Consider the following 20,660-nt stretch of genomic DNA (forward strand, 5'->3'; position numbering starts at 1 on the left):
GAGATTTTTTCCCGCCTGATATGGAAAAGAAGCCCGTGGATAAAGTCATTTGCGAGGGTGGCGGAAAATATGGTGTCATGCCCCGGACGTCATATTGGACATGGGTCTTATGATGTGGTTCATTTAATTCCAATTATTTGAATTATGTCCGGATTCACAATCCGGTATGATGCGTTAGGCGTTGTGGTTGTGACGTCTGTCTTAAAATTTCTTTCATTTGCTGTTGTTGCCATTGAAGTTAAAAAATGCAGGGAGCACCAGTTTTCCGTAAAAACAGCCGGAAAAAAGGCGGTATTTCCGTTACTGTGTGCTGAAACGTCTCTTCCGCCGCCTGGCCCGTGCTGTCTGAAGCCGCTCTTGCCTTGGAAGAAACGGCGCATGATGATTCAGGCAACGTTATGGACTCCGTCAAACTTATTGCGTCCGATATGGATGGAACGCTGCTCAATGGGAAGGGAGAACTGGACCCCGCGTTTTTCTCCCTCTTTAAAAAACTTGAACATCGGGGCATCCGCTTTGCGGCGGTCAGCGGGCGCCAGTATGACGGACTGCGCCGGACTTTTGCCCCCGTGGCGGACCAGATGCTGTTCATTGCCGAAAACGGCGCCTATGTGGCGTCTGGTTCCAGAGAATGGCTGGTGCTGGACATGGACCGTGAAACGGTGGCCGGGCTGATTGCCATGATCAGGCGCATTGAAGGGACGTGCATTGTCCTTGCGGGCCTGGACTCCGCATATATTGAAGATAAACAGCCGGAATTCGTCCGGGAGGCCCGCCGGTATTACACCCGCTGCAAGGAGGTGGATGACCTGCTGGACGTGCAGGGGGACAAGCTGCTGAAAATAGCCGTATATGACTTCAAGGGAGCGAAGGAAAACAGTTATTCCCGCCTGAAGCATTTGGAGCATGGCTTCCAGGTGGCCGTCTCCGGAGAAAAATGGATGGACATCAGCCGGAAGGGGGCCGATAAGGGCGCCGCCCTGGAGCTGATTCAGCGGAAACTGGGCATTTCTTCGGAGGAAACGATGGTCTTTGGGGACCAGATGAATGATGCGGAAATGATGCGGCAGGCCCGGTTCAGCTATGCCGTGGCGAACGCCGTGCCGGAAATCCGTGCCATGGCCGCGTTTGAGGCCCCGTCCAATCAGGAAAACGGAGTCATGCAGGTGCTCGGAAAGTTGCTGGAGGTCCATGCTCCGCAGGGTGGGGCCGGGGACTGCTGAGCCGTCCGGTCCATATTGCCGGGAGTAGGGAAACTGGTAAAACAAGGGCATGGGGCATGCTGGCGTGGCTGGCAGGCTTATGTTCCATGCCGGTGATGGCCGTGTTCGCCTGCGTGGGCGGCGTTTTGCCGGGAACTGGCTTTCTGCTGTTCAAGCTGGAGGATCCCCTTCTTGGGATTCTGGCGGGGTGTCTGGTTCTGATGGAAGCGGCTGGGGACTGGGTTCTCCATTTGATGGGAGCGTAAACCCGTTGTCCGCGGCAATGAAGGATGCTTCCTCCACGCCTTCCCGGCGAAGGGCTTCCCGGAAATCGTCCAGCGTTTCCTGGTAGCCGTCGTCCGCCAGTTGCCAGGTGCCGAAGTGGAAGGCCATGCCCTGCCTGGCGCGCAGCGTTTTAAAGGCCCGGACTGCGTCGCGCGGCGACAGATGGACGCCTGCCATGAGTTCTTCCGGAAGATAGGACCCGATGGAAAGAAGGGCCAGGTCCGGAGAGCCGAGGCGGTCCCGTATTTCCGCGAAAAAGCGTGTCCGGGCCGTATCTCCGGCAAAATAAATGCCCGGACCGTCCGCCGCGCGCAGGAAAAAGCCTCCCCACAGGGACCGGTTGGCGTCTCCGTGGAATGGACTGCGGCCGCTGTAATGCCGTGCGGGGGTGAAGGTGACGGTGGTTTCCCCATCCCCGGACGGCAGGGCGGCGGACTGCCACCAGTCCAGCTCGCGGATCTGCGCCTGTGCGCCGCAATGGCGGAGAAGCAGGCGGCGCAGCCCCAGAGGAACAAGAAAGACGGGGTGGAAGCGTTCCTCCAGCCTTTTCAGGGTGGGCGCGTCAAAATGGTCGTAATGGTCGTGTGAAACCAGTACGACGTCCACTTGCGGCAGATCCTCCCATGCGATACCCGCGGGCCGCTTCCGTTTGGGGCCCATCCATGCCACGGGGCTCACGCGGCCGGACCAGACGGGGTCCGTCAGCACGTTCAGGCCGTGCAGCCGAATCAGGATGGTGGCATGATTGACCATGACGGCCTCCCATTGCCCCCGTTCCACGGGAACATGAAAGGAGGGAATACGGGCGTTTTCCGCCACGGACGGATAGGGGCGCGGACGGCGCGTGAGCATCCATTTAACGATGCTCCAGTGGCTGCGGTGCGGTATCGGTTCCGGAGAGTGGAACCGTTGCGCCGCCCGTTTTTCTAAGGAAAATGTGCGGCAGAGCCGTGACTGGAGGAAGGAATGCAGGGACATGGGGAACGCGGTCCATCATAACGGTTCCGGTTCCGGGAGGAAACGGGCGCCCCCGTCAGCATGAAAGCCGCCGCCCTTTTTAGTTTTGCTTTTCCGGGGCGTATATGGTACATCCGTGCCAGACGTCATGAATCAGGAATTCTTTTCAGTGCTTGTGCAAGTGGTGGCAGCCTTGGGGCTGGCCGGCATTATCTTGTTGCTCAGTATCTTGATGGGCAAGCGCTCCTCCGTGCGCAAGCCTGCGGACATTCCCTACGAATGCGGGATGATTCCCATGGGGGAAGGCGCTCCCATGTTCTCCGTGAAATTCTACATGGTGGCCATGCTCTTCGTCATCTTTGACCTGGAAGTGGTATTCCTCTATCCCTGGGCCGTCAACTTCCGGGACTATGTGATGATGAATCCGGAATCCTTCACGGCCATGTGCATCTTCATCGGCATTCTGCTGGTGGCCTACCTGTACGCGCTGGGCAAGGGGGCCCTGAACTGGCACCACGATCCCCGCTGACCCTTCCTTATTCCATTTCATCAAACGCCGTGCTCCGTCGGGAACGCGGCGTTTTTCATGGGGAAGAGAGGGGACAACCCTGGGAAATCCTATGGCGGGGAAAAATCCCCTTAAGGCTTATTCCTTGCCTCTATGTCTCTTTTGCGGATAAATTCTTATTGTATGAAAGATGATTTCTCTTGCCAGGGAAAGGGAATGGGGATAGCGTCTGCGTGACCAGGAAATCCAGCATGAATCTGCCTCTTCCCAAAACGACGCAGGGCGTCTACCGCCTGTCGGTCAGCACCTTCTATTTTCTCCAGGGCCTGGTATTCGCCAGTTGGGCGTGCCGCATTCCGGACATCAAGAATGCGCTGGGACTGAATGACGCCGACCTTGGCTCCGTGCTCTTTGCCGTTCCGGTGGGGCAAATGTCCGCCATGGCGCTGTCCGGCTATCTGGTGGGCCGTTGCGGCAGCCGGAGGATACTGATAGCGGCTTCCATCTTTTATCCCGCCGTGCTTGTGTATCTGGGCATGGCGTCCTCCTTCTGGGAACTGGCGGCGGGGCTGTTTTTCTTCGGGGTGGCCGCTAATTTGACGAATATCTCCGTCAACACGCAGGGCGTGGGAGTGGAGCGGCTGTACCAGTGCAGCATCATGGCCCGGTTCCATGGCTTGTGGAGCCTGGCGGGATTCTTCGGCGCCCTGCTGGGGGCGTTGATGGTGGACTGGAAGGTATCCACGGAAATGCACTTCATCGCCATTTTCCTGATGTGCATGGTCATTCTGGCCGTCTTTTCCCCCTCCCTCCTGCCGCGGGATGCACGCCGCTCCTCCACCCAGGGCGGAGGCATGTTCCGGAGCATGGATGCCTATGTCTTGGTGATCGGACTGATCGCCTTCGGAAGCATGGTGAGCGAGGGAACCATGTTTGACTGGAGCGGCGTGTACTTTGAAAGCGTGGTGCAGCCCGGTCCCGGACTGGTGCAGATGGGCTACGTGGCGTTCATGAGCACCATGGCCCTGGGACGCTTTACGGCGGACCGCATGGTGATGCGCTTCGGCCCCGTGCGCGTGCTGCGCGCCAGCGGCATTCTCATTGCCTCCGGGCTGCTGGTCTCCGTCCTGTTCCCCATGCTGTGGTCCGCCACGCTGGGCTTCCTGCTGGTGGGCTTCGGTACCTCCTCCATCGTTCCCCTTTGCTACAGCATGGCCGGAAAATCCAAAAAAATGATACCAAGCGTAGCCCTGGCTTCCGTCTCCACCATCGGCTTTCTGGGCTTCCTGCTGGGGCCTCCGGTCATCGGCCACATTGCCCATGCTTTCTCCCTCCGGTGGTCCTTCTCCCTCATTGCCCTGGTGGGGCTGGGCACGGCGTTCATCGCCCCCTTCCTGAAAAAGTTCAGGTAAACTTCCGGAAAAGGGAATGAAAAAACTCAGGGCTGCTTGTTTGCCAGGGAAAAGGAAATGAGCGCGGGCATGCGGGTACGTCATTAAGCGCAACCTATGCAGCCCTTATTATCTATTCCAAAGTTATCTACAGGCAATTCTTCTATTTCTATGATGTTGTTTATGAGAATATCGCATTCCGGCAATTTTTTGATTTCCACTTCATATAGATTGTTGCTGCCGAGGTGGGCATAGACTAGATAGATTTTACGGGGATCGGGTGAATAGCCTGGATTGTCCGGGTAAAGAGACTGGATAGCTTGATAAATATCAGCTGGTGTGAGGGGTCCGCAATTGGCGTGATGAACATGGGCGCATGCTTGAGCGTGTATGTCTGTCGATGTGTAGATGACCGAAACGCACGATCTCAGGCCGACGGAGGACAATACTGCCGGATTGGCGTCAAATGTTAACAAGCCTTTATAATTGGTAATCAGCGGGTTGGTTTTTACTCTCCGCCTTCTGGGAATAAATGGAGCCGGGCCCTGATAGCGGCTGGGAGACAGTTGTGACCGTATTGTTGGGGGTATGGTATGAAATTTCCGATATTAACGGGTTCTATTTTCTCTTGGGTATGGTATGCATGATTGTTTTTTTGTATTGATAATAAGGATTTTAAATTAATTTTTAATAAGGATTTTAGAATATTCTCTTTGCCGGAGGCACGAATTGACTTCCAAATGTACGGACAGGGCAGGCGAGTGCGAAGGGCGGCCGCCGGCTTTTCTGTTGGGAGCCGTCAGCCGGGTACTTCTTGTCATTACTGCGGAGTAATTCATTCAATCGCCTTACCTGATGGTGACAAGCGTAGATAATGATGAATAAGGCACTGGATTGTTGTTTTACATGGCGGCCAAATACCCGTGCATGATGTAGCTTGCATGGCGGAAATACCTTGTCAAATAGGGGCGAAAGCGGCTTGAAAGGGTCCAATTTTTCACCATAAACAAAAACCCCCCTTCAAGTTGTTTACTTAAGGAGGGGCATAAATGGTGCGCCTGGCAGGACTCGAACCTGTACGCCTTTCGGCACCAGATCCTAAGTCTGATTCTGTACGTTAACTATCAATTAGTTATATGACTGTACACACTTTGTACACACTTTTGGTTTGTCAATATAAATGATCATGGGATACTTTCAACCGTGAGAAGATCCCGAAAAAATCAATACGGTTCACATGCCTCTCTTTCCCCGAGAAAGCACCGGGGAAAGAAAAAATGGCTGGTGCGTGATATGTCCGGCGACCGGGAAACTCACCGACTCTTTGATTCCTACGAAGAAGCTCTTGATGCCTATCAACGGCTTCAGCATCAATCATTGGACGATATGTTGCCGGAACACTTGCGAAAGCAGGAATGGAGGGAACATGTAGATGAACAGGACTACAATGCTATTCTTTTATGGAGAGAATTCAGGAACATCTATGATGAAGTAACCCAACAATCTTCTCTCCCTTTGTATCTGGTAGTACGTGAAGCCTTGAAGAACCTGAAGCGGGAAATAGCCAGTGGCGCGATTTATGGTCGGAAAGACGCTAATGGCAACTGGATGGTAACGCGTACGGACGAGGAAAATTTGAACAGGCTGGAAGAACTGACCAATTTGTTTTCTCTGACCAGATTCCTTGCAAACAAGAAAGAACAGGTCAAAGTTGACTTCAAAAGAAAGTTCGGCACCCTCGCAGAACAATATCAGGAAGTTATCGATAAGAAGCTCGAATCTAACCTGATCAAAAAAGCCCATCATGACAGCATGATCATGGAACTGCAGAAATGGTCACTGGGATGGGAAGACCTTCCGCTCAATCAGATAATGCCGGACATGATTGAAGAAAAGCTGGCCTCATTCCGATATCGGAAACAACCACTCAGTAATGCTACCAAACGGCGTTACCGTACAACCCTGCATGGATTCTTTGTCTGGGCGCAGAGCAGGGACCTCATTGCGTATAACCCGGTTGAAAGAACGCTTGCTCCGAGAGCGGAATCTGTCCAGATTGGTATCATCTCTCCGTCTGAACTGAAGAAACTCCTGCAAGCTGCCCTTGAGCACGACAGAGGAATGTTGTTCCGATTGGTCCTGGCCGCCTTTTGCGGGCTGCGCCGTTCCGAATGCGTTAGAATAACGCCGGATGCCATCCTTGATGAAAAGGATGAAGTATTTGTCTCGGCCTCCATAGCCAAAACCGGGAAACAACGTTTTGTTCCACTTCCTGCTGCCGCCAAGGCTTGGCTCGCCTTGGCAGAATATAAACCAGCTCCTGACGAAATTGACAGATTATACGAGAATCGCCATGGACGCTGCCTCAAAAAAATGGCAGAAATTGCAGGCATAACACTACCGCATAATGCCCTACGCCATTCGTTTGCCTCATATGCTGCAGCCAAAACACACGATATACCCCGGGTATCCATGTGGCTAGGGCATTCAGGAACTAACATGACGGAAAAGCACTACCGGGAAGGTGTTCGTGCAATTGAAGGCGAAGCATGGTTCAATGTGTTGCCGAAGGAAGCAGGTCATTAACTTGTTGTTCTTGTTGACCTTTTTCTTTGGATATAGTAATTGATTTCTGTTGTCTGTCAGTCGCTATTAAGCGCAGGACTTCTTGACGCTCTCAAGCGTTTCATTGGGTTTTCTATAAACCCGGAACGTACAAGGAATGGTGGTCTAGCTCCTCATACCCGTTCCTTGAGTTCCACCCCCAGCGAGTTCGCCGGGGTTCCACGACAGGGGCATTTTTCATATTACTTAATAAGGTTAATTGTCCTGCGTTCTTGATGAAGGCAGGCACTCCGGTATAGCCGGGAAGGAGACTCGCTGAGTCTCATAAAACTTGAACGGGAGATCCAAACGAGATCCCACATTATTTTCCCCCTTCAGTATCAAGAGCGCCTGAAGGTACCATTTTCACTAGCAAAGTATGCTCTTGCTTCATACCAATCATGAGTGCCCACAAAAAACAAAGGAAGCGTTCCGACGCATCAATCGAAGCACAATATACCGAAATAAGAGGAAACTACACGCCTTTCCCTCGGATTATGCTTTCATTCTTCGAAGATCACAACCAGGCAGTTGTCTGGTTCTATCTTTACGCACGCGATTGCTTTTCCGTACATACCATCAGTTCAATCAGTAAAGCAACAGGCATTTCCGTAAGAACCCTGCCTTCTGTACTAAATGCCCTCGCGAGAAATAGTTGGTGCAGTAAACAGCAAATACCAAAAAAAGAAGGAACGCCTCTGTATTATCATGACCTGCAAAACTGGAGGGCCAGGGCCGCTTTCCCTGATAATTGGATGGGAGTAGCCAAAGGAGGTGTTCCTAGAGATTTTACCACTTACGATCGCCAAAACTATCAAAGTTCCACGCAAATCATTCGAAATATCGACAAAAGAGGAATAAAGAATATAGAAATCCCCGTTCCCAACGGGCCAATGTTGGATACTCGACTTACTGCCAAGGACCGGGCATTCTGGCTCTGGTTATACATCCATTGCCAGACGACACCTCCGAAAAATCATACCCTCAAGGCTATTCATCAGAAACTGCCTCATTTTTTGAACAAGAATATCACTGTGTCTGCGCTGAAGTCTCGCCTTAACAAGTTACGAAAAGCCGGGTATCTGGAAGAATCACCTCTCCGGAGCAAAAGGGATGTTCGAGCTACCCTTTGTCTATACAAAGCTGTTTCGAACCCTCCTCTGAAGATACCTGATGGACGTCGGGTACGAATTGAAGCTATGCAAAACCAAGATGAAAATTTGCGTATGACCGAGATGAAGAATTGCGTCGTAAATAATAAAAGTCTGGTAACGATAGGTCTCGGCCTTGCCTCTAACCTATCGTTACCGACGACTTCGACGAGAATGAATAGCTCGCCTGCGGCGGCAGGGCTGCGCCCTGACCGCCCCAGTCTCGACTCTTCCCCCGGGATACAGGGTGATGAGCCGCTGATCCCGGAATGGGTTCCTTATCGAAAGGAAGGAGAGGAGGTTTCCTTGCGGGAGCTGAACAGGCTGCTTCAACAGTGGCAGAGAGCTGCCATGGCCGATGTAAGAAAGGCTATTGCACTGTACAAAAATGAAGAGAACCTGTCTCCCGGTGCTATCATTTTATGGCTGCTTGAATATACCCATTGGGCCCGGCTTCTCTTTGATTCCACCATGACGGACTACAAAGACTATCTGGATGATCTTGGAGCTTTTGCTCTCAAGTGCTCGATTCAATTTGTCGATTGGATTGTCCAGAGATTTAACGTTAGCAAGCAACCGTTCAGAGTGATTCATGAAATTCATGATTCTCCCGAATTTTATCACCCTCAAAGGATAGGTTCCTGGCTGTCAAAAATAACAGAGCGCATATGCCGTATCGTATCTCTGTGCCCGGAGATGTTGTCGGAATTCAAGGAATGGCCAAAACCGGCTGACGGGCACCAGATCCCCTCCTGGACAGAAGATGGGCTGCGGTTGTATTTGAAAGACCAACGCGAAACCCACCTCAATGCCAGTATTAAACATTGGGAAACAGGCCCATTTGACGACAAAGGAATTCCTTGCTGGTACGGCTTTAATTCGGATGGTATCGAAGCGTATGTGTTGGGCCACTACCTGGGCAAGATCAAAATCCCGAATAAACAGGTGCAGGAATTTCATCAGTCACAAAACTGGAAAGAACTTTTCGAATATCCTGACCTTTTCAGGTATCTGGAGGAGAAAGCAACAGACATCGATTATCAAATTTTGTTCGGAATGAAAAGATGGCAGCTCAATGCGCTAAAAGCCGAGTTTGTCAGGAACCTTGTGGCCGAACTTATGCAGTTGCGAACCTACGGACTCGACCTCATGGAATATCAGGGTGGTTCAAAAAAATAACCTGTTTGCAACAAGCAATCCACACGGGAAGTCTGCTTGTGGTAGAGAATCCTCGATATTTGAGCATAAATGGCTTCAGGCCGCTTTGGAAGGCGCTGTTCTGAATGTCTTCATCTTCGGAGGACAAACGGGCGTCCTGGGCCATTCTAAAGCTAAAAACTCTCACAGCCCCCGGAGAACCATCTCCGGGGCTGTGAGAGAATGCTGCAAGATGGTCGCAATTATTCGGCAGAAGGGAATTTATTTCTTTTCGTTGTCAGCAACGCACTTCTTCTTTAGAAGAAGTGCGTGAGGAAAGTTTGCCTGTGCGGTTTTATTCCGGGAGGAATGTTTCGTACGCGTGTTATTTCAAGAGTTATGGTGTACCGATCTGCTACACCATAACTCACTTTTCGACAACAGACTAATCATCAATCATTCGCACCGAATAGCCCTCATTAGACTGTTGCCATTCTGTGCCTTCTGTGCAACATTTACCCTGTTTCAGTGCAGGATTTTGTAAGAAAGTGTTGCACTGAGTGCAACACTGGGTTCAGTGACAGCACCGGCAGCATGGAGGTTTGCACACCCGGCTTCTCCTGCGAGGATCTTCCGGGATACGTGCAATGATCTTCCTGTCGAAGGTATTGTACTTGGCTTGCTTGATCTTCTCGATCCGCACTATCTGCCAGCCATGGTTTTCGAGGTACCTGACACGCTCATTCACTTCCCTTATACTTGTTGTACTCATGTTTTTCATACGTATACGTATTCCGGAATCGGAAACTGGAATCTCCCTATGGCAGCTAAAAAACAGCCCGACTTCATGAAGAAGAGCTGCTGAATGAAGGCATTCATTTACATTTGCCTTCCAATGCCCTGACAATAGCCTGGGCTCCTCGTTTGTACACGGTCACGGCCAACAGTTCTCCGTCGCGAAAGACGGCCCAGAACCGGGTGCCCTTGTACTTTTCAATCGTCAGCATCAGGCAAGTCCTCCTTTCCTGGGTGATGGTGTGAGCCGAACAGGTGTTTCAGCACTGCCCCGATATTGGCTTCATACATGTCCCGCGTGTGCTTGTTGCAGGCTATGGCGTACAGGCAACGGGCATCAAGGATGTCGATGCCTTCACCACAGAGCCGGATACAGCTTTCCAGTGTATCCAGTTCCGTTTCCGAAATCGGTGAGGTAAGCAGGATGCTTTCGTCTTCGTCCAGTGACTCCTGCTGTTCTTCCGTCAGTTCCGGGAGGTTCACCAGTGCCGTCATGGATGGGCCGCGAATCGTCAGCTTGCTCAACCCCAGTGAGGGATCGTTCTGATGGCTGCTGTAAAGCGACACGGCTCTCTCGATCCGGGCCAATAGTTCCGCGTCCAGTTCCATGTACACATACGGAGCATCCGTATCGTATCCACTCGTGGAGCGCAGTTGCGCGATGATGGGAATCGTCTTCATGTCTCGTTCCTTTCCTGTCAGAGTTACTTGCAGAAGAAGGCGATGACGCCCAGGATCAACAGCACGGCAAGTAGATACGGAGCCACGGCCACCAGAGCCGACAGGATTCCGATTACGACCGGCCCCAGCAGACACAGCAGTACGAGTGCTACCAAAGCGATGATGATATCTTTCATGTTCATGGCCGTGTCTCATGCGGGAACTCTTGTCCTGGATGATCGACGAGTCAGAGCCGCAGAAGACACCCATTGCTTGAGCGCCAGCCGTCCGGCATACGTAATCAGCCAGCAGTCGGCACGAAGCAGGAATTCTTCCTTCGTACGGATGATGAACTCACTGTCTGCTAAACCACGGATGGCATGCCTGACGCTTTCCTGCTCGATATTATGGCATTCCGCCGTGATTTCCTCATCGCTTCGTTCAAAGTCGCCGTGAAGGTACAGGAGAATGGATAGTTCCAGCCCGGTCAGGGATGGAATCCGCCCCATACGCTTCAACCGTAGATGATGTTTTCTTCTCATGGTCCTCTCAGGTCAGTTGTTCAGGGTATAGCTGTCAGCCAGATCCCAGAGCTCCCGGTTCAGGCGTGTGTTGCCGTCGATGCCATTGAGCACCCGCAGGGAACGGCGACGATATACGCCGTCCTTCTGTGGCTTCAACGGAACGCCTCCCCGTATCAGGTTTTCCTGAACCCGGTTGAAGCACTGCCAGACGGTAGCCGGGCCCCCCGCCGTAAAGCCAATGTCGTTCCAGCGCCGGGACGATAGAAGGGCTTCAGGACGTATCCTGTCTTCGTAGTCGTCTCCCATACGTAGCTGTGCCGCTTCATGAACGAAGTCTACCTGTCGCTTGTAGTGTAGTTCGACTCCCTGCATGCGATGGATGTCGTCCATGATGCGGGGCGTTTCTCCGGCCAGCCGGAGACTGGCGGCAATCACATCCTCACCGGTATGGCCCATGTGGCGGATGTTGATGGCGGCGATGCGTGCCCCGACAATCAGGCCGTTGGTGCAGACCAGCCGGAAGATCCCGGCCATGAGCTGGTAGGAGCAGCTGCCGTTGTGACTGTTGATCATGACCACTTCGATGCGCTGGTCACGGTTGTGTTCCAGCACATCCCGGTGGGCGAAGCGAATCAGGTGCTTGCGAGTGGGAGTGCCGTCCGGTTTCCGGGTACGCTGTTCCTGGGCTCCGACGACGAGGAATCCAGCCTCTTCCATCTGGTCAAGCAGGGAATCGGAGGAGACGAAGCGGTATTTGCCCGAACGGCTGTCGTCCTCGCGGTCAGCGAAGACGGAGGGGGCGACGCGCCGGATCTGGAATCTGTCCAGAGGGCTGTTGTCTCGGTTGCGATAGAGTTCACGTGTGGATGTATGAGTATTCATGTTTTTGATGATTGGTTTGTTGCAACAAAAAGCCCGCCTCCCGGAACAAGGCCGGGAGGCGGGCACAGACAGGAAGCGGAGAATCTACTTCCTCAGGAATATATGACGTGAGGAGAGGGGGATTTTCAGGAGCCCCAGTTCGGAATTGACAGAAAATATGATAATATTTATATTATAAATATGGTTACTACAGACTTTAAGGAATGGCTCGGCGATAGAGTCAAGGATGTTGATGAAATGCATAGCGTATATAGATCGGTCTCAGAGAAAAGCGCTTATGGTTGTTATTCTACTGAAGAGAAAGGGGAAAGGCTCTTTCTCTCTGATAATGGTGATTTAGATAATATTCTCCTGCTAGCCTCAGAAAAGGCCGTTAAATATTTTCTAAAATATATAAACGATGATCTCTATGGGCAAGAGGGAGGCATCGAAGCCGCATACGCGTACTATCAAGCAATGAGTAAAGAAGACTAACAAGAAGCCATGCCTTTACAGCAGACTTTTGAATAAGAACTGCTTTGTTATCTCCCACACCACCCGGCACATTCTCTGTGCTGGCACCATGTGTATTACATCCCGGGCTGAGAGTGGAAACGTTCAGTAGTGATGCCTTCATAGACGATCCTGTACAGGTCGGTGATGCGCTGCTTACGCTTTTCGTTGGCTGGCGGGATTTTGACTCGGATTACCTGCGAAGTCTTCGTTTTGAACAGGTAGATCAGATCCAGCGACGGAGGCGTGTCTCCCGTGGCTTCTTCGATCATCATCTGGTAGGTGACCAGCTGAAGTTCATGATCAAAGGCGGCATGCCCGGTGTCCGGTTTGGCTGCAGCAGATTTGTAACCTTAACACCTATTATTGTATAAGTGACTTGCTAAAAATGAACCTGCTAGTTACCATAAGGTTACCGAACGAGGGGTAAAGAATTAATATTGATAACTACTTGTCAATTATTTGTCACATGGGAGGGGTATTAACTTTTCCCTTTGGCAATGGAGTAGAGTCATTCCATAGGTGAACATAATAACTTTCAAAAAAATGTTGAAACCATCGTTCATTTTTCTGTAATTCAAAGAATGGAACAGTCGTATGGTTATCTTTATAGGCTTTAAGCTCTAATCTCATTTTACCATATCGTTTTGTAGGATCGCAAAAAGTCAGTGTAGGATTGGGTATATCGACTCTATATCGAATTTCAATAGAATCATTCACGTTAATAGATTGTAATTTTTCTATAGTTTTTTTAGCATTTGAAAAGTGGTCGTGTACAACTTGTTTCCCATAAACATTTCGTTCGTCATGACTGTTTACAATTGTTTTATAATGCCCCTGAACAGAAGGATTAACTAACAATATTTTAAATTTAGTTCCTTTAGCAATCGCTGATTTTATAGTTTGCAATTCAGATACAGCTAAAAATCCTAAATCAATCCCGATTATCATTACTTCTTTTGATTCTGAAATAAATTCTCTGAATTGAGTCATATTTTTATCTCGTGATAATAGAGTAATTTTTTCTGGTTGCTTGCTTTCTATAAGTCGCTCGTATATTTTATCTAAAATCCCTATTCTTTCTAAAAAAATATCTAAGGCTAGAATAGAAATTAATGTAGTAATTAGAGAATTTATTATATCACGATCTTTTATGAAAAGACTTGCTATCCCAATAATTATTATAAATAGAGTCGGTATGTTCCTTGTTTTAAATATTTTCTTAATCATAATATATAAATTTTCAAATAAAATAATCCAATTTAGTTTCCTCGTTAGATAAAGAAATTATATTATCCATATTGTTTAATAAATAGATATTCATTAAATTTCTGTTGCAAAAAAAATTACATTCTTTCTGAGGAGTAACACTAGAAACAATATTTTCTTTTAGAATACCTTCCCATCGATTGCAAAATTCTTCTGCAGATTCAAATAATTTATGTTTAGGATCGCCTCGAAAATAATTGCATGGATAAATTCCGTGAGGAGTTATAAGCAAGCGATAAGTTATTATGAGGCAGCGATTATATAACTTTTCTGAAGGAGATAGTTTTCCTTTCAGAACAAGATGAAAAGATTCTGGATAAATTACGCGAAATGACTCAGTGATCAATGAATTTACTTTATCCATCTCATCTTTTATTTTTTGAATTGTATCGTAAGGAAGTTCAACTAAAAAATGGAACTTATTTAATATTGGCTTTATTTCAAAATAATCACATCCTATTTCTTTTGCAAGTCGAGCAGATTGATATATTTCATCAATATTTGAAACACGAGAGAATGGAGGGCTATGCATTAAAAAACTGAAGCCGACTTTTCCTTTTTTATTTTTATTCAAATTGGATATATTTGATATGACTTTTTTGAATGAATCATCCCCTGTATTTTTTAATATTTTATATGTATCGTTTTTTGCGGCATCTACTGATATTCTCGTCCAAGAGGATTGCTCAGAAAGTATATCTAAATATTTATTTATGAAATATCCATTTGTTACAAGAGCTGTAGTAATATTTTTTTCATTTGCTTTAGTAAAAGCAATATCAAATTTGGGATAAGTCAATGGTTCTCCCCCTCCAGAAAATAATATTGCCCTGACATCATACAAAGAAGATTTATCTATAAGATTTAACAATGTTTCTATTGGTATACTTTTATTTCCTATAACAGAATGGCTTATACAATTGTCACAACGATAATTACAACTAGTTGTTAAATCTATTTCAAATACGATTGGTCTGAATAAGCTTTCTTTCTGACTCTGCACCATTCGTTGGTAAAGACAGGGGTGTTTGAGCTTTCCTACAAAGTCTAGTTCATTGATGTCTTTTTCCTTTTCCATAACATTAAAATGATTTTTCTTCGTACGAACCGCATTTTTGAACTGGTTCCACATTGTCATAAGATATTAGAATATATTTTCAAAGTCAAAGTATTTTATGATATTGAATGAATGCGCTTAAGGATTCTAGATTGATAGAATGGGTTTATTCAAAATCCAAGTGGCTTGCTTTTCTTTCATGGAAGACAGGGGCATTTTATGGACATTGCCTCCGTCCCCGGATCAGATCATTCAGGCCCTGGCTCGTAAAACAGGTTCCCGCATCATGCCGTCCGGGGCAAGCCTTGCCAACAAACTCGGGTTGAGCGATCAGGTTCCCGCCTCTTATGAATATTTGACAGATGGACGGTCAAAAGAATTCCGTATCGGAGCTTTGCAAATCAGGTTACGCCGCATGGCCAAAAACCTGATGGATTTGTCAGGCGCCATCATGGGAGAAGTATATATGTCATTGCGTTTCCTCGGTAAGAATCAGACTAGTGTGGAAGAAGTGCGTTACCGCTTGTCGCAAAATCTTTCGTTGAACGATAACAAACAACTCAACCAGTGGGCACCCCAAGCTCCTGAATGGATGCGCTCCATCATCTGCAATTTGCCGTCATGATTCCTTATTTTCAGCTTGTCCCCGAACAGTAGCGTGATGTGCTTGCTGAAACTCAGAACCAATTAGGTTTGCCTGCTCTTTTCTTGGAGAAAGACTACTGGGTATGCCGGGTGTGGCTTTGAACTTTTTTCAACTTGTCGATCCATCTTCTGAGCCGGAAGACCTGTCGGGGGAAGCCCATGCTCCTGATACAGAGTTCCATGTTAGAAAAAAGTCCGCTTCATCAAGAACAGCCTGAAACGGTCCGGAGATAAATGAGCGAATCACCGATAAGATCGTCTGGAAATTGTCTGTTTTCGTATGAAGTTTTCGGGCGAAGTTATTCCATTTTTGCGGCATTCCATTGTTGGCATCGAAAGTCATGATCTGCTCGAACTACTCGATCGTATAATGCCTCTCCCGGTTCCGGAAGGTTTTCTTGATGGCCTCGGTCAATACGGTGCCGTCAAAGTCAAACTTGTTTGCCAGATAATAGAGATCATAATAATCCTTCATCCGGGTAGAAAATTCCATCAGGAAAAGAATTGCATCCAGCTTTTCCGCAACAGTTGTTTCTATGGAATAAGTATGAACTTCCGGCGCTTCAAAATCTGGTAGTTGTGTCGGAAGTCTTCTCTTTTGCTGGCGAGGAACGATAATGTCACCGACGCCGAAATCGATATCAATCGGTGTCCGTGTATTTTTGATTTTTGCCACCAGAGAAGCACTGATGCCGGAGTACTTCTTTGTTACGGAAATAGGTGCCAGGTTTTTAATCTCGAAGGTGATGAAGTAATTCCCCGTATCGACGGCAATAATTTCTTCCAGAATTTCCCTCAGTTGTTCCGGGGTGTTGGGCACCCGTCTCAGAAGGAAATCAACATCTACCGTAACGCGGCTATCAAAGTTTGTGAGAGAATAGAGAAAAAGTCCCCCCTTCAATATGAGGTTCTCCGCATACCGGGATTTTTCTACGCGTCGAAGAAATTCTTCCTGACAAAAGAGTTGCATGCAGAGTTGATAACTTCGCCCGCTTTCCACAGCCTTGTTTTTCAACCTTGCTAGAAGGGATGCTCCCGGATCAGACATTCAACATCACCTCCATCAAGGCATTTAATTTTTTGAAGAGCCTCATTTCTTTGGCGTATTTGGCAAGATTGCTCAGATTTTTTTTGTCGTCTGCAATATAGGCGTGAATTGCCTTGTTGAAGGTTTCATGATCCAGCTTCGTTCGATACTTGAAGCAATCGCAAATCGTACGTTCTCTATCGTAGATGGGAAGTTGGACGCCATTGATCTTTTCCGTTGTCCTTCCGATTTCATAATATGCTTTGGGAATATAGTATGCTCGGAAACGTACAGCTTCTGTTTTCAGTTTTACGCGAGAAATCGTGCGAGGCACGGCAATCGACCACATTCGAGGAGTAAAGTCACTGTACCCATAGTAGAAAAGGGCTGATTCCATACACACGATTCCTTCGGGAATCAGCGCGGACAGAAGCAGTTCCTCTGATACGGACTGATTATCGGCCAATTGGTAATAGCCGTGACGAATACGCTCAAGAAACCCTTCGTGACAAAGAAGAGCCACATTCGTTTTACTCAGGCCGGCAGAGAGAAAATCCGCCGTTTTCGCAATACCTCTTGATGATGCAAGCACTTGTTTTGCTAGTTCCCGTTTTGTCATAGGCTCTGTTCATTTCGGATTGACGAAGAGAAATCCGGCTCCCTGCGGTAATATGAGGCAATCAGAGCCTGCTTGCAATACTTTCTGCACGCAATTATGAAACTCTGTGTGCAGAAAGTATAAAATTACATCATCTCCAAGCTAAAAAGAAGCCGACCTCACGACAGGATTCTGAATGAATAGTGGCTACCTACTTCCCGCACCATTCGAGGTTAAACGCAAGCGCCTTCTTTGACTGATGTCTTTCATGGAGGGGTATTTTCTCGTTAGGTCGAGAAACATACCATGAAGACTATTGATGCCTTAAGCAACCGCAGTAATGATGGACTTGTGGAGCACATCAACAACCTTAATGATATCCCGTATCTTCACTCCAAAAATTGCTGTGAGATCGTAGTTGTTGAAGGGGGTAGTATTAACCATATCCTCTCGCTTCACATCACCGTTCTCCCGGACGTAATTGATGACCGCATGGACGAATTCCTGCTGAACCGAGTTTAACACGGAGCCATTCAGGTATTCACCGAATTTTTCGTTGACGGCTTCCTGGCTCAAGCCGACCAGGCTACGGACAAATGCCGCCAGATTGTCTATGTTCGTTGTTTCGTTGTAGTCGTCCCTACTCCCCAGTTCATGCCACAAGATGTGTTCAAGCTCCCGCAGATCATCTTCATCAATAGGCTGTAAATTGTAAATTTTGTGAATGACAGGGCTATCAATATTTTCCATCAGGTAGTCGAAAACCTTTTCCCGATAGGTTCGTATGTCAATAATCGTATCACCGGGCTGATAGCTCGATTCTGTTACGTCATCAGAAATATCTATATCGTATTGTTTTTGTCCCTCACCCTGCAAGAACTGCATCAAATCACGCAGACTTGCGCGGAGGCGTTCAATTTCTGCGATATTGGGGTTCTCCCAGAAAGTATTATTCATAAGCAACTTCAGATCTGTGGCCTTAGCCAGAACCTGAGGTACTGATGCTTTTTCATTCAATAAATACCTGGCGATTTCACGGACCTTCTTCACATCTGAAGCCGCAGCTTTGATGTTCTTGTCGCAAATGAGGGAAAGTGCCACATGGTACATACGGCAATCGTATGCCACGGCCAGGGAATCACCATTCAATCCGCTATCTAGCAATGGCACTAGGTGACTCTTGATTTCCTGTATGGAGACCGGGGACAGAGCCGTCCATGAAACCAAGTCGTAGTATTGATCGACGTGCCGCATGGCCGCTCGTACCTGAATGCGGTTACTATGAGATTTGATTTTGACTATTTCCTGATGCAGCTCTGTCTTGAGCTTATCGTAAAAGGATTTGAACCATTCGTTCTCCTGATACTCGATACTCTGCAGTTCGCACAAAATATCAAGCCGAATGCGGAACAACCGCTGTGTCAGACTTGATTGCGATACAATGTCAGTCTTTCCTTCCGGCAAATTGTCGAAGAATTCGAAGTTGCCACAGTAGTCAAAGATATAAAACCCGCTCTTATGCTTGCTTGGGCCGAGCAGGTTCTCACAAAGGCGAGTGCCTCGCCCAATCATCTGGACAAACTTGATTTTTGAGCGCACCGGCTTAAAGAACACAAGATTGAGGATAGAGGGAATATCTACCCCGGTATCAAGCATATCCACCGACACAGCGATACGAAACTCCGGGTCGCTATCAAACTGCAGGACAAGATTATCAGCGTAGTTGACATAATTATCGACCAGCTGGCAGGTATTGGCCGGATAATCGGGATATAATTCATGGAAGCACTCCACAATCATCTGGGCGTGTTTGTGATTGTAGGCAAAAATAATGCTTTTGCCCAGCGTCTCACCATTGTTCACCCTCAGTCCACTTTGCATGAGCTCCTCCACAACCTGACGACAAGTTTCCTTGTTGAAAAGAATACGAAAAATTTTGTTACCCGGCACCGTAGAATCAGGCGAGGAAGGATCATCGCTCAAATATTCGTCAAGCTGCTCGCGTTCGTCCGCTGTCAGGCTGCTCCAATCAATCCCGGCCTTAATCAGACGGGAAGTGCGGTTGATGGGGTGGTAACCGACAAGGTAATGCTCCCTGATTGCCTCCTCCAGTGTGTAATCGAAATTGGGCATGCCCGCCTCACAACCGAAAATGCTGTAGGTATTCGCGTCCACCTCATTCTTTGGCGTTGCCGTTAGCCCCACCAGAAAACTGTCGAAATACCTGAAAATGGCACCGTAGCGCTTAAATATGCTGCGATGAGCTTCATCTATGATGATAAGGTCGAAACGCCCTGTCGTGAATCTCTTGTCCTCAGAATCGATGTAATTAATCATCGTCTGATAAGTGCAGAACATCAATCGCGCGTTGAAATCCTTTTCCCCATTGCCGGACAGCTCGCAAACGTTCATGTCAGGCAAAAGCTTGGCAAAGTTTCGTTTGGCCTGATTGACCAGTGTGGTTCGGTCAGCCAGAAACAACATGTTCTTGACCCAATCATTACGAATCAGGATGTCGACCAGTGAAATAGAGACCCGGGTCTTGCCCGTGCCCGTAGCCATCACAAGCAGTCCTCTGCGATGTTTCTTGTTCAGCCACTCGCAAATGTTGGTAATGGCCATTTTCTGATAAGGGCGATTCGTGATCTCATCGTTGATGCACAGATCAGTGATATCCCCGCGTGTACGCCGACTGATGATCAGTTCCAGCTCCTCCATCGAATGGAACGCCATGACGCTGCGATCCGGGTAAATCCCATCAATGACCTTTGTGCTGTACCCATTAGTGTAATAGAGCACAGGTTTGTAACCGTACTCTTTTTCCATGCAGTCACCATAAAGGTCTACCTGATGGCGTCCGCTTTCCGGAGACACGGATGTTTTCTTGACCTCCACAATGGCAAGCGGTTTGCCGTCTCTACCATAAAGCACATAGTCACAGTATCCGACACCTTGGGTGTTGGGCATCCCCTGCACCTCAATCTCGACACAGGCCTTGCCGGGTTGGGCAACATGATTCGTGTCAAGCACATCCCACCCGGCTTCCTGAAGGTACAAGTCGATGTAGAGCTTGCGCGTTTCCGCTTCGCTCATGTATGGAGGCTTTTGGTAGTTTGCTTCGGTGCCTTGTTCCTTCGCTTCCATCAGCCCCACGAAATAAGACATGTTGGCAAGGCTGAGAGAAGACTCCTTCTTGCGTACATTACGTCCATGTTCGGCGTTCATGCCCAGGATTCGGACATAGTGCAGTGCCTGGACGATATCCGCGTCATTGACGAAACCAGTTACCGTGGGGCTGTCCAGCAACTCAAGAAGAGTTGCCTTCCTGGGCATCGGTTCTCCTGCCTGCTCATAAATGTAGTCAACGGAAGAGGAAAGCAGTAAACGACAAAGCTTCGCACGCTCCGCTCGGGATTCGACACCCTTGGCTTCGCTCAACATCCTGTTTAACTGCTCGCTGGTCATTTTCGTAGATT

19 protein-coding genes and 1 pseudogene are annotated in these 20,660 nt (G+C 48.4%); 7 read left to right on the forward strand and 13 right to left on the reverse strand.

Translation table 11 applies throughout. From position 1 onward, the window contains the following. Window positions 1-119: 119 nt before the first annotated feature. Complete coding sequence (locus QSJ36_RS06165; RefSeq protein WP_285467686.1) at window positions 120-380, reverse strand: hypothetical protein; 261 nt, start codon at window positions 378-380, stop codon at window positions 120-122. A gap of 18 nt (window positions 381-398) precedes the next feature. Here QSJ36_RS06165 and QSJ36_RS06170 point away from each other — a divergent pair, with 18 nt between their 5' ends. After that, on the forward strand, window positions 399-1,223 hold the full coding sequence (locus tag QSJ36_RS06170; RefSeq protein ID WP_285467687.1) for a Cof-type HAD-IIB family hydrolase: 825 nt from the start codon (window positions 399-401) through the stop codon (window positions 1,221-1,223). Between the two features lie 150 nt (window positions 1,224-1,373). On the opposite strand, the gene QSJ36_RS06175 is transcribed toward QSJ36_RS06170, so the two are convergent. Continuing rightward, on the reverse strand, window positions 1,374-2,465 hold the full coding sequence (locus QSJ36_RS06175) for an MBL fold metallo-hydrolase (RefSeq protein WP_285467688.1): 1,092 nt from the start codon (window positions 2,463-2,465) through the stop codon (window positions 1,374-1,376). A 193-nt stretch (window positions 2,466-2,658) separates the two neighbouring features. On the opposite strand from QSJ36_RS06175, the gene QSJ36_RS06180 reads away from it, so the two are divergent. Then, window positions 2,659-2,973: an NADH-quinone oxidoreductase subunit A gene (locus QSJ36_RS06180; RefSeq protein WP_285467689.1), complete on the forward strand. Its 315-nt coding sequence runs from the start codon at window positions 2,659-2,661 to the stop codon at window positions 2,971-2,973. Between the two features lie 230 nt (window positions 2,974-3,203). After that, window positions 3,204-4,364, forward strand: coding sequence for an MFS transporter (locus tag QSJ36_RS06185; RefSeq protein WP_102736466.1), 1,161 nt, complete (start codon window positions 3,204-3,206; stop codon window positions 4,362-4,364). An 83-nt stretch (window positions 4,365-4,447) separates the two neighbouring features. On the opposite strand, the gene QSJ36_RS06190 is transcribed toward QSJ36_RS06185, so the two are convergent. Then, window positions 4,448-4,819 (reverse strand): hypothetical protein, encoded by a 372-nt coding sequence (locus tag QSJ36_RS06190; protein ID WP_253231370.1) that lies wholly within the window; start codon window positions 4,817-4,819, stop codon window positions 4,448-4,450. 727 nt (window positions 4,820-5,546) lie between these two features. Here QSJ36_RS06190 and QSJ36_RS06195 point away from each other — a divergent pair. Together QSJ36_RS06195 and QSJ36_RS06200 are read left to right on the forward strand one after the other, a co-directional pair. Then, window positions 5,547-6,929, forward strand: coding sequence for a tyrosine-type recombinase/integrase (locus QSJ36_RS06195; RefSeq protein WP_285467692.1), 1,383 nt, complete (start codon window positions 5,547-5,549; stop codon window positions 6,927-6,929). A gap of 419 nt (window positions 6,930-7,348) precedes the next feature. Beyond that, window positions 7,349-9,277 (forward strand): hypothetical protein, encoded by a 1,929-nt coding sequence (locus tag QSJ36_RS06200; RefSeq protein WP_285467694.1) that lies wholly within the window; start codon window positions 7,349-7,351, stop codon window positions 9,275-9,277. A 951-nt stretch (window positions 9,278-10,228) separates the two neighbouring features. Here QSJ36_RS06200 and QSJ36_RS06205 read toward each other — a convergent pair. The 4 genes from QSJ36_RS06205 to QSJ36_RS06220 are packed head-to-tail and all read right to left on the reverse strand — an operon-like array spanning window position 10,229 to window position 12,096. Then, window positions 10,229-10,711: a hypothetical protein gene (locus QSJ36_RS06205; protein ID WP_285467696.1), complete on the reverse strand. Its 483-nt coding sequence runs from the start codon at window positions 10,709-10,711 to the stop codon at window positions 10,229-10,231. A 23-nt stretch (window positions 10,712-10,734) separates the two neighbouring features. Beyond that, window positions 10,735-10,893 carry a hypothetical protein gene (locus tag QSJ36_RS06210; RefSeq protein ID WP_285467698.1) on the reverse strand — a complete coding sequence of 53 codons (159 nt, stop codon included), beginning with the start codon at window positions 10,891-10,893 and terminating at the stop codon, window positions 10,735-10,737. A 9-nt stretch (window positions 10,894-10,902) separates the two neighbouring features. Next, window positions 10,903-11,199 (reverse strand): hypothetical protein, encoded by a 297-nt coding sequence (locus QSJ36_RS06215; RefSeq protein WP_285467700.1) that lies wholly within the window; start codon window positions 11,197-11,199, stop codon window positions 10,903-10,905. A 45-nt stretch (window positions 11,200-11,244) separates the two neighbouring features. After that, window positions 11,245-12,096, reverse strand: coding sequence for a DUF932 domain-containing protein (locus tag QSJ36_RS06220; protein WP_285467701.1), 852 nt, complete (start codon window positions 12,094-12,096; stop codon window positions 11,245-11,247). A gap of 180 nt (window positions 12,097-12,276) precedes the next feature. Between QSJ36_RS06220 and QSJ36_RS06225 the strand changes: the two genes are divergently transcribed. After that, window positions 12,277-12,570, forward strand: a complete 294-nt coding sequence (locus QSJ36_RS06225) for a hypothetical protein (protein ID WP_285467703.1) — start codon at window positions 12,277-12,279, stop codon at window positions 12,568-12,570. A 95-nt stretch (window positions 12,571-12,665) separates the two neighbouring features. On the opposite strand, the gene QSJ36_RS06230 is transcribed toward QSJ36_RS06225, so the two are convergent. The 3 genes from QSJ36_RS06230 to QSJ36_RS06240 all read right to left on the reverse strand — a co-directional run bounded on the left by QSJ36_RS06230 (window position 12,666) and on the right by QSJ36_RS06240 (window position 14,989). After that, on the reverse strand, window positions 12,666-12,863 hold the full coding sequence (locus QSJ36_RS06230) for a hypothetical protein (RefSeq protein ID WP_285467705.1): 198 nt from the start codon (window positions 12,861-12,863) through the stop codon (window positions 12,666-12,668). 190 nt (window positions 12,864-13,053) lie between these two features. Further along, the gene (locus QSJ36_RS06235; protein ID WP_285467707.1) at window positions 13,054-13,818 is read right to left on the reverse strand and encodes a hypothetical protein; all 765 of its coding nucleotides are present in this window, start codon (window positions 13,816-13,818) and stop codon (window positions 13,054-13,056) included. Between the two features lie 13 nt (window positions 13,819-13,831). Then, window positions 13,832-14,989 (reverse strand): radical SAM protein, encoded by a 1,158-nt coding sequence (locus QSJ36_RS06240; RefSeq protein WP_285467709.1) that lies wholly within the window; start codon window positions 14,987-14,989, stop codon window positions 13,832-13,834. An 85-nt stretch (window positions 14,990-15,074) separates the two neighbouring features. Here QSJ36_RS06240 and QSJ36_RS06245 point away from each other — a divergent pair, with 85 nt between their 5' ends. Further along, window positions 15,075-15,539 (forward strand): DUF6088 family protein, encoded by a 465-nt coding sequence (locus QSJ36_RS06245; protein ID WP_285467710.1) that lies wholly within the window; start codon window positions 15,075-15,077, stop codon window positions 15,537-15,539. A gap of 129 nt (window positions 15,540-15,668) precedes the next feature. On the opposite strand, the pseudogene QSJ36_RS06255 reads toward QSJ36_RS06245, so the two are convergent. From QSJ36_RS06255 to QSJ36_RS06265, 3 genes and pseudogenes are all read right to left on the reverse strand, one after another. Further along, a pseudogene (locus QSJ36_RS06255) lies at window positions 15,669-16,607 on the reverse strand (nucleotidyl transferase AbiEii/AbiGii toxin family protein). After that, window positions 16,600-17,205 carry a type IV toxin-antitoxin system AbiEi family antitoxin domain-containing protein gene (locus tag QSJ36_RS06260; RefSeq protein WP_285467713.1) on the reverse strand — a complete coding sequence of 202 codons (606 nt, stop codon included), beginning with the start codon at window positions 17,203-17,205 and terminating at the stop codon, window positions 16,600-16,602. Before QSJ36_RS06260 ends, QSJ36_RS06255 begins: the two are co-directional and overlap by 8 nt. Window positions 17,206-17,508: 303 nt before the next feature. Then, complete coding sequence (locus QSJ36_RS06265; protein WP_285467714.1) at window positions 17,509-20,649, reverse strand: DEAD/DEAH box helicase family protein; 3,141 nt, start codon at window positions 20,647-20,649, stop codon at window positions 17,509-17,511. Window positions 20,650-20,660: the final 11 nt, after the last annotated feature.

Origin of the sequence: Akkermansia sp. NBRC 115031, from assembly GCF_030268505.1 — a bacterium.
Taxonomy (GTDB): domain Bacteria; phylum Verrucomicrobiota; class Verrucomicrobiia; order Verrucomicrobiales; family Akkermansiaceae; genus Akkermansia; species Akkermansia massiliensis.

Bases quoted from the DNA above. Each gene is read 5' to 3' on its own strand.
- QSJ36_RS06165 (WP_285467686.1), bottom strand. From the start codon at position 380: ATGCGCCGTTTCTTCCAAGGCAAGAGCGGCTTCAGACAGCACGGGCCA.
- QSJ36_RS06170 (WP_285467687.1), top strand. From the start codon at position 399: ATGGACTCCGTCAAACTTATTGCGTCCGATATGGATGGAACGCTGCTC.
- QSJ36_RS06175 (WP_285467688.1), bottom strand. From the start codon at position 2,465: ATGTCCCTGCATTCCTTCCTCCAGTCACGGCTCTGCCGCACATTTTCC.
- QSJ36_RS06185 (WP_102736466.1), top strand. From the start codon at position 3,204: ATGAATCTGCCTCTTCCCAAAACGACGCAGGGCGTCTACCGCCTGTCG.
- QSJ36_RS06200 (WP_285467694.1), top strand. From the start codon at position 7,349: ATGAGTGCCCACAAAAAACAAAGGAAGCGTTCCGACGCATCAATCGAA.
- QSJ36_RS06205 (WP_285467696.1), bottom strand. From the start codon at position 10,711: ATGAAGACGATTCCCATCATCGCGCAACTGCGCTCCACGAGTGGATAC.
- QSJ36_RS06210 (WP_285467698.1), bottom strand. From the start codon at position 10,893: ATGAACATGAAAGATATCATCATCGCTTTGGTAGCACTCGTACTGCTG.
- QSJ36_RS06215 (WP_285467700.1), bottom strand. From the start codon at position 11,199: ATGGGGCGGATTCCATCCCTGACCGGGCTGGAACTATCCATTCTCCTG.
- QSJ36_RS06220 (WP_285467701.1), bottom strand. From the start codon at position 12,096: ATGAATACTCATACATCCACACGTGAACTCTATCGCAACCGAGACAAC.
- QSJ36_RS06225 (WP_285467703.1), top strand. From the start codon at position 12,277: ATGGTTACTACAGACTTTAAGGAATGGCTCGGCGATAGAGTCAAGGAT.
- QSJ36_RS06230 (WP_285467705.1), bottom strand. From the start codon at position 12,863: ATGATGATCGAAGAAGCCACGGGAGACACGCCTCCGTCGCTGGATCTG.
- QSJ36_RS06235 (WP_285467707.1), bottom strand. From the start codon at position 13,818: ATGATTAAGAAAATATTTAAAACAAGGAACATACCGACTCTATTTATA.
- QSJ36_RS06240 (WP_285467709.1), bottom strand. From the start codon at position 14,989: ATGTGGAACCAGTTCAAAAATGCGGTTCGTACGAAGAAAAATCATTTT.
- QSJ36_RS06245 (WP_285467710.1), top strand. From the start codon at position 15,075: ATGGGTTTATTCAAAATCCAAGTGGCTTGCTTTTCTTTCATGGAAGAC.
- QSJ36_RS06260 (WP_285467713.1), bottom strand. From the start codon at position 17,205: ATGACAAAACGGGAACTAGCAAAACAAGTGCTTGCATCATCAAGAGGT.
- QSJ36_RS06265 (WP_285467714.1), bottom strand. From the start codon at position 20,649: ATGACCAGCGAGCAGTTAAACAGGATGTTGAGCGAAGCCAAGGGTGTC.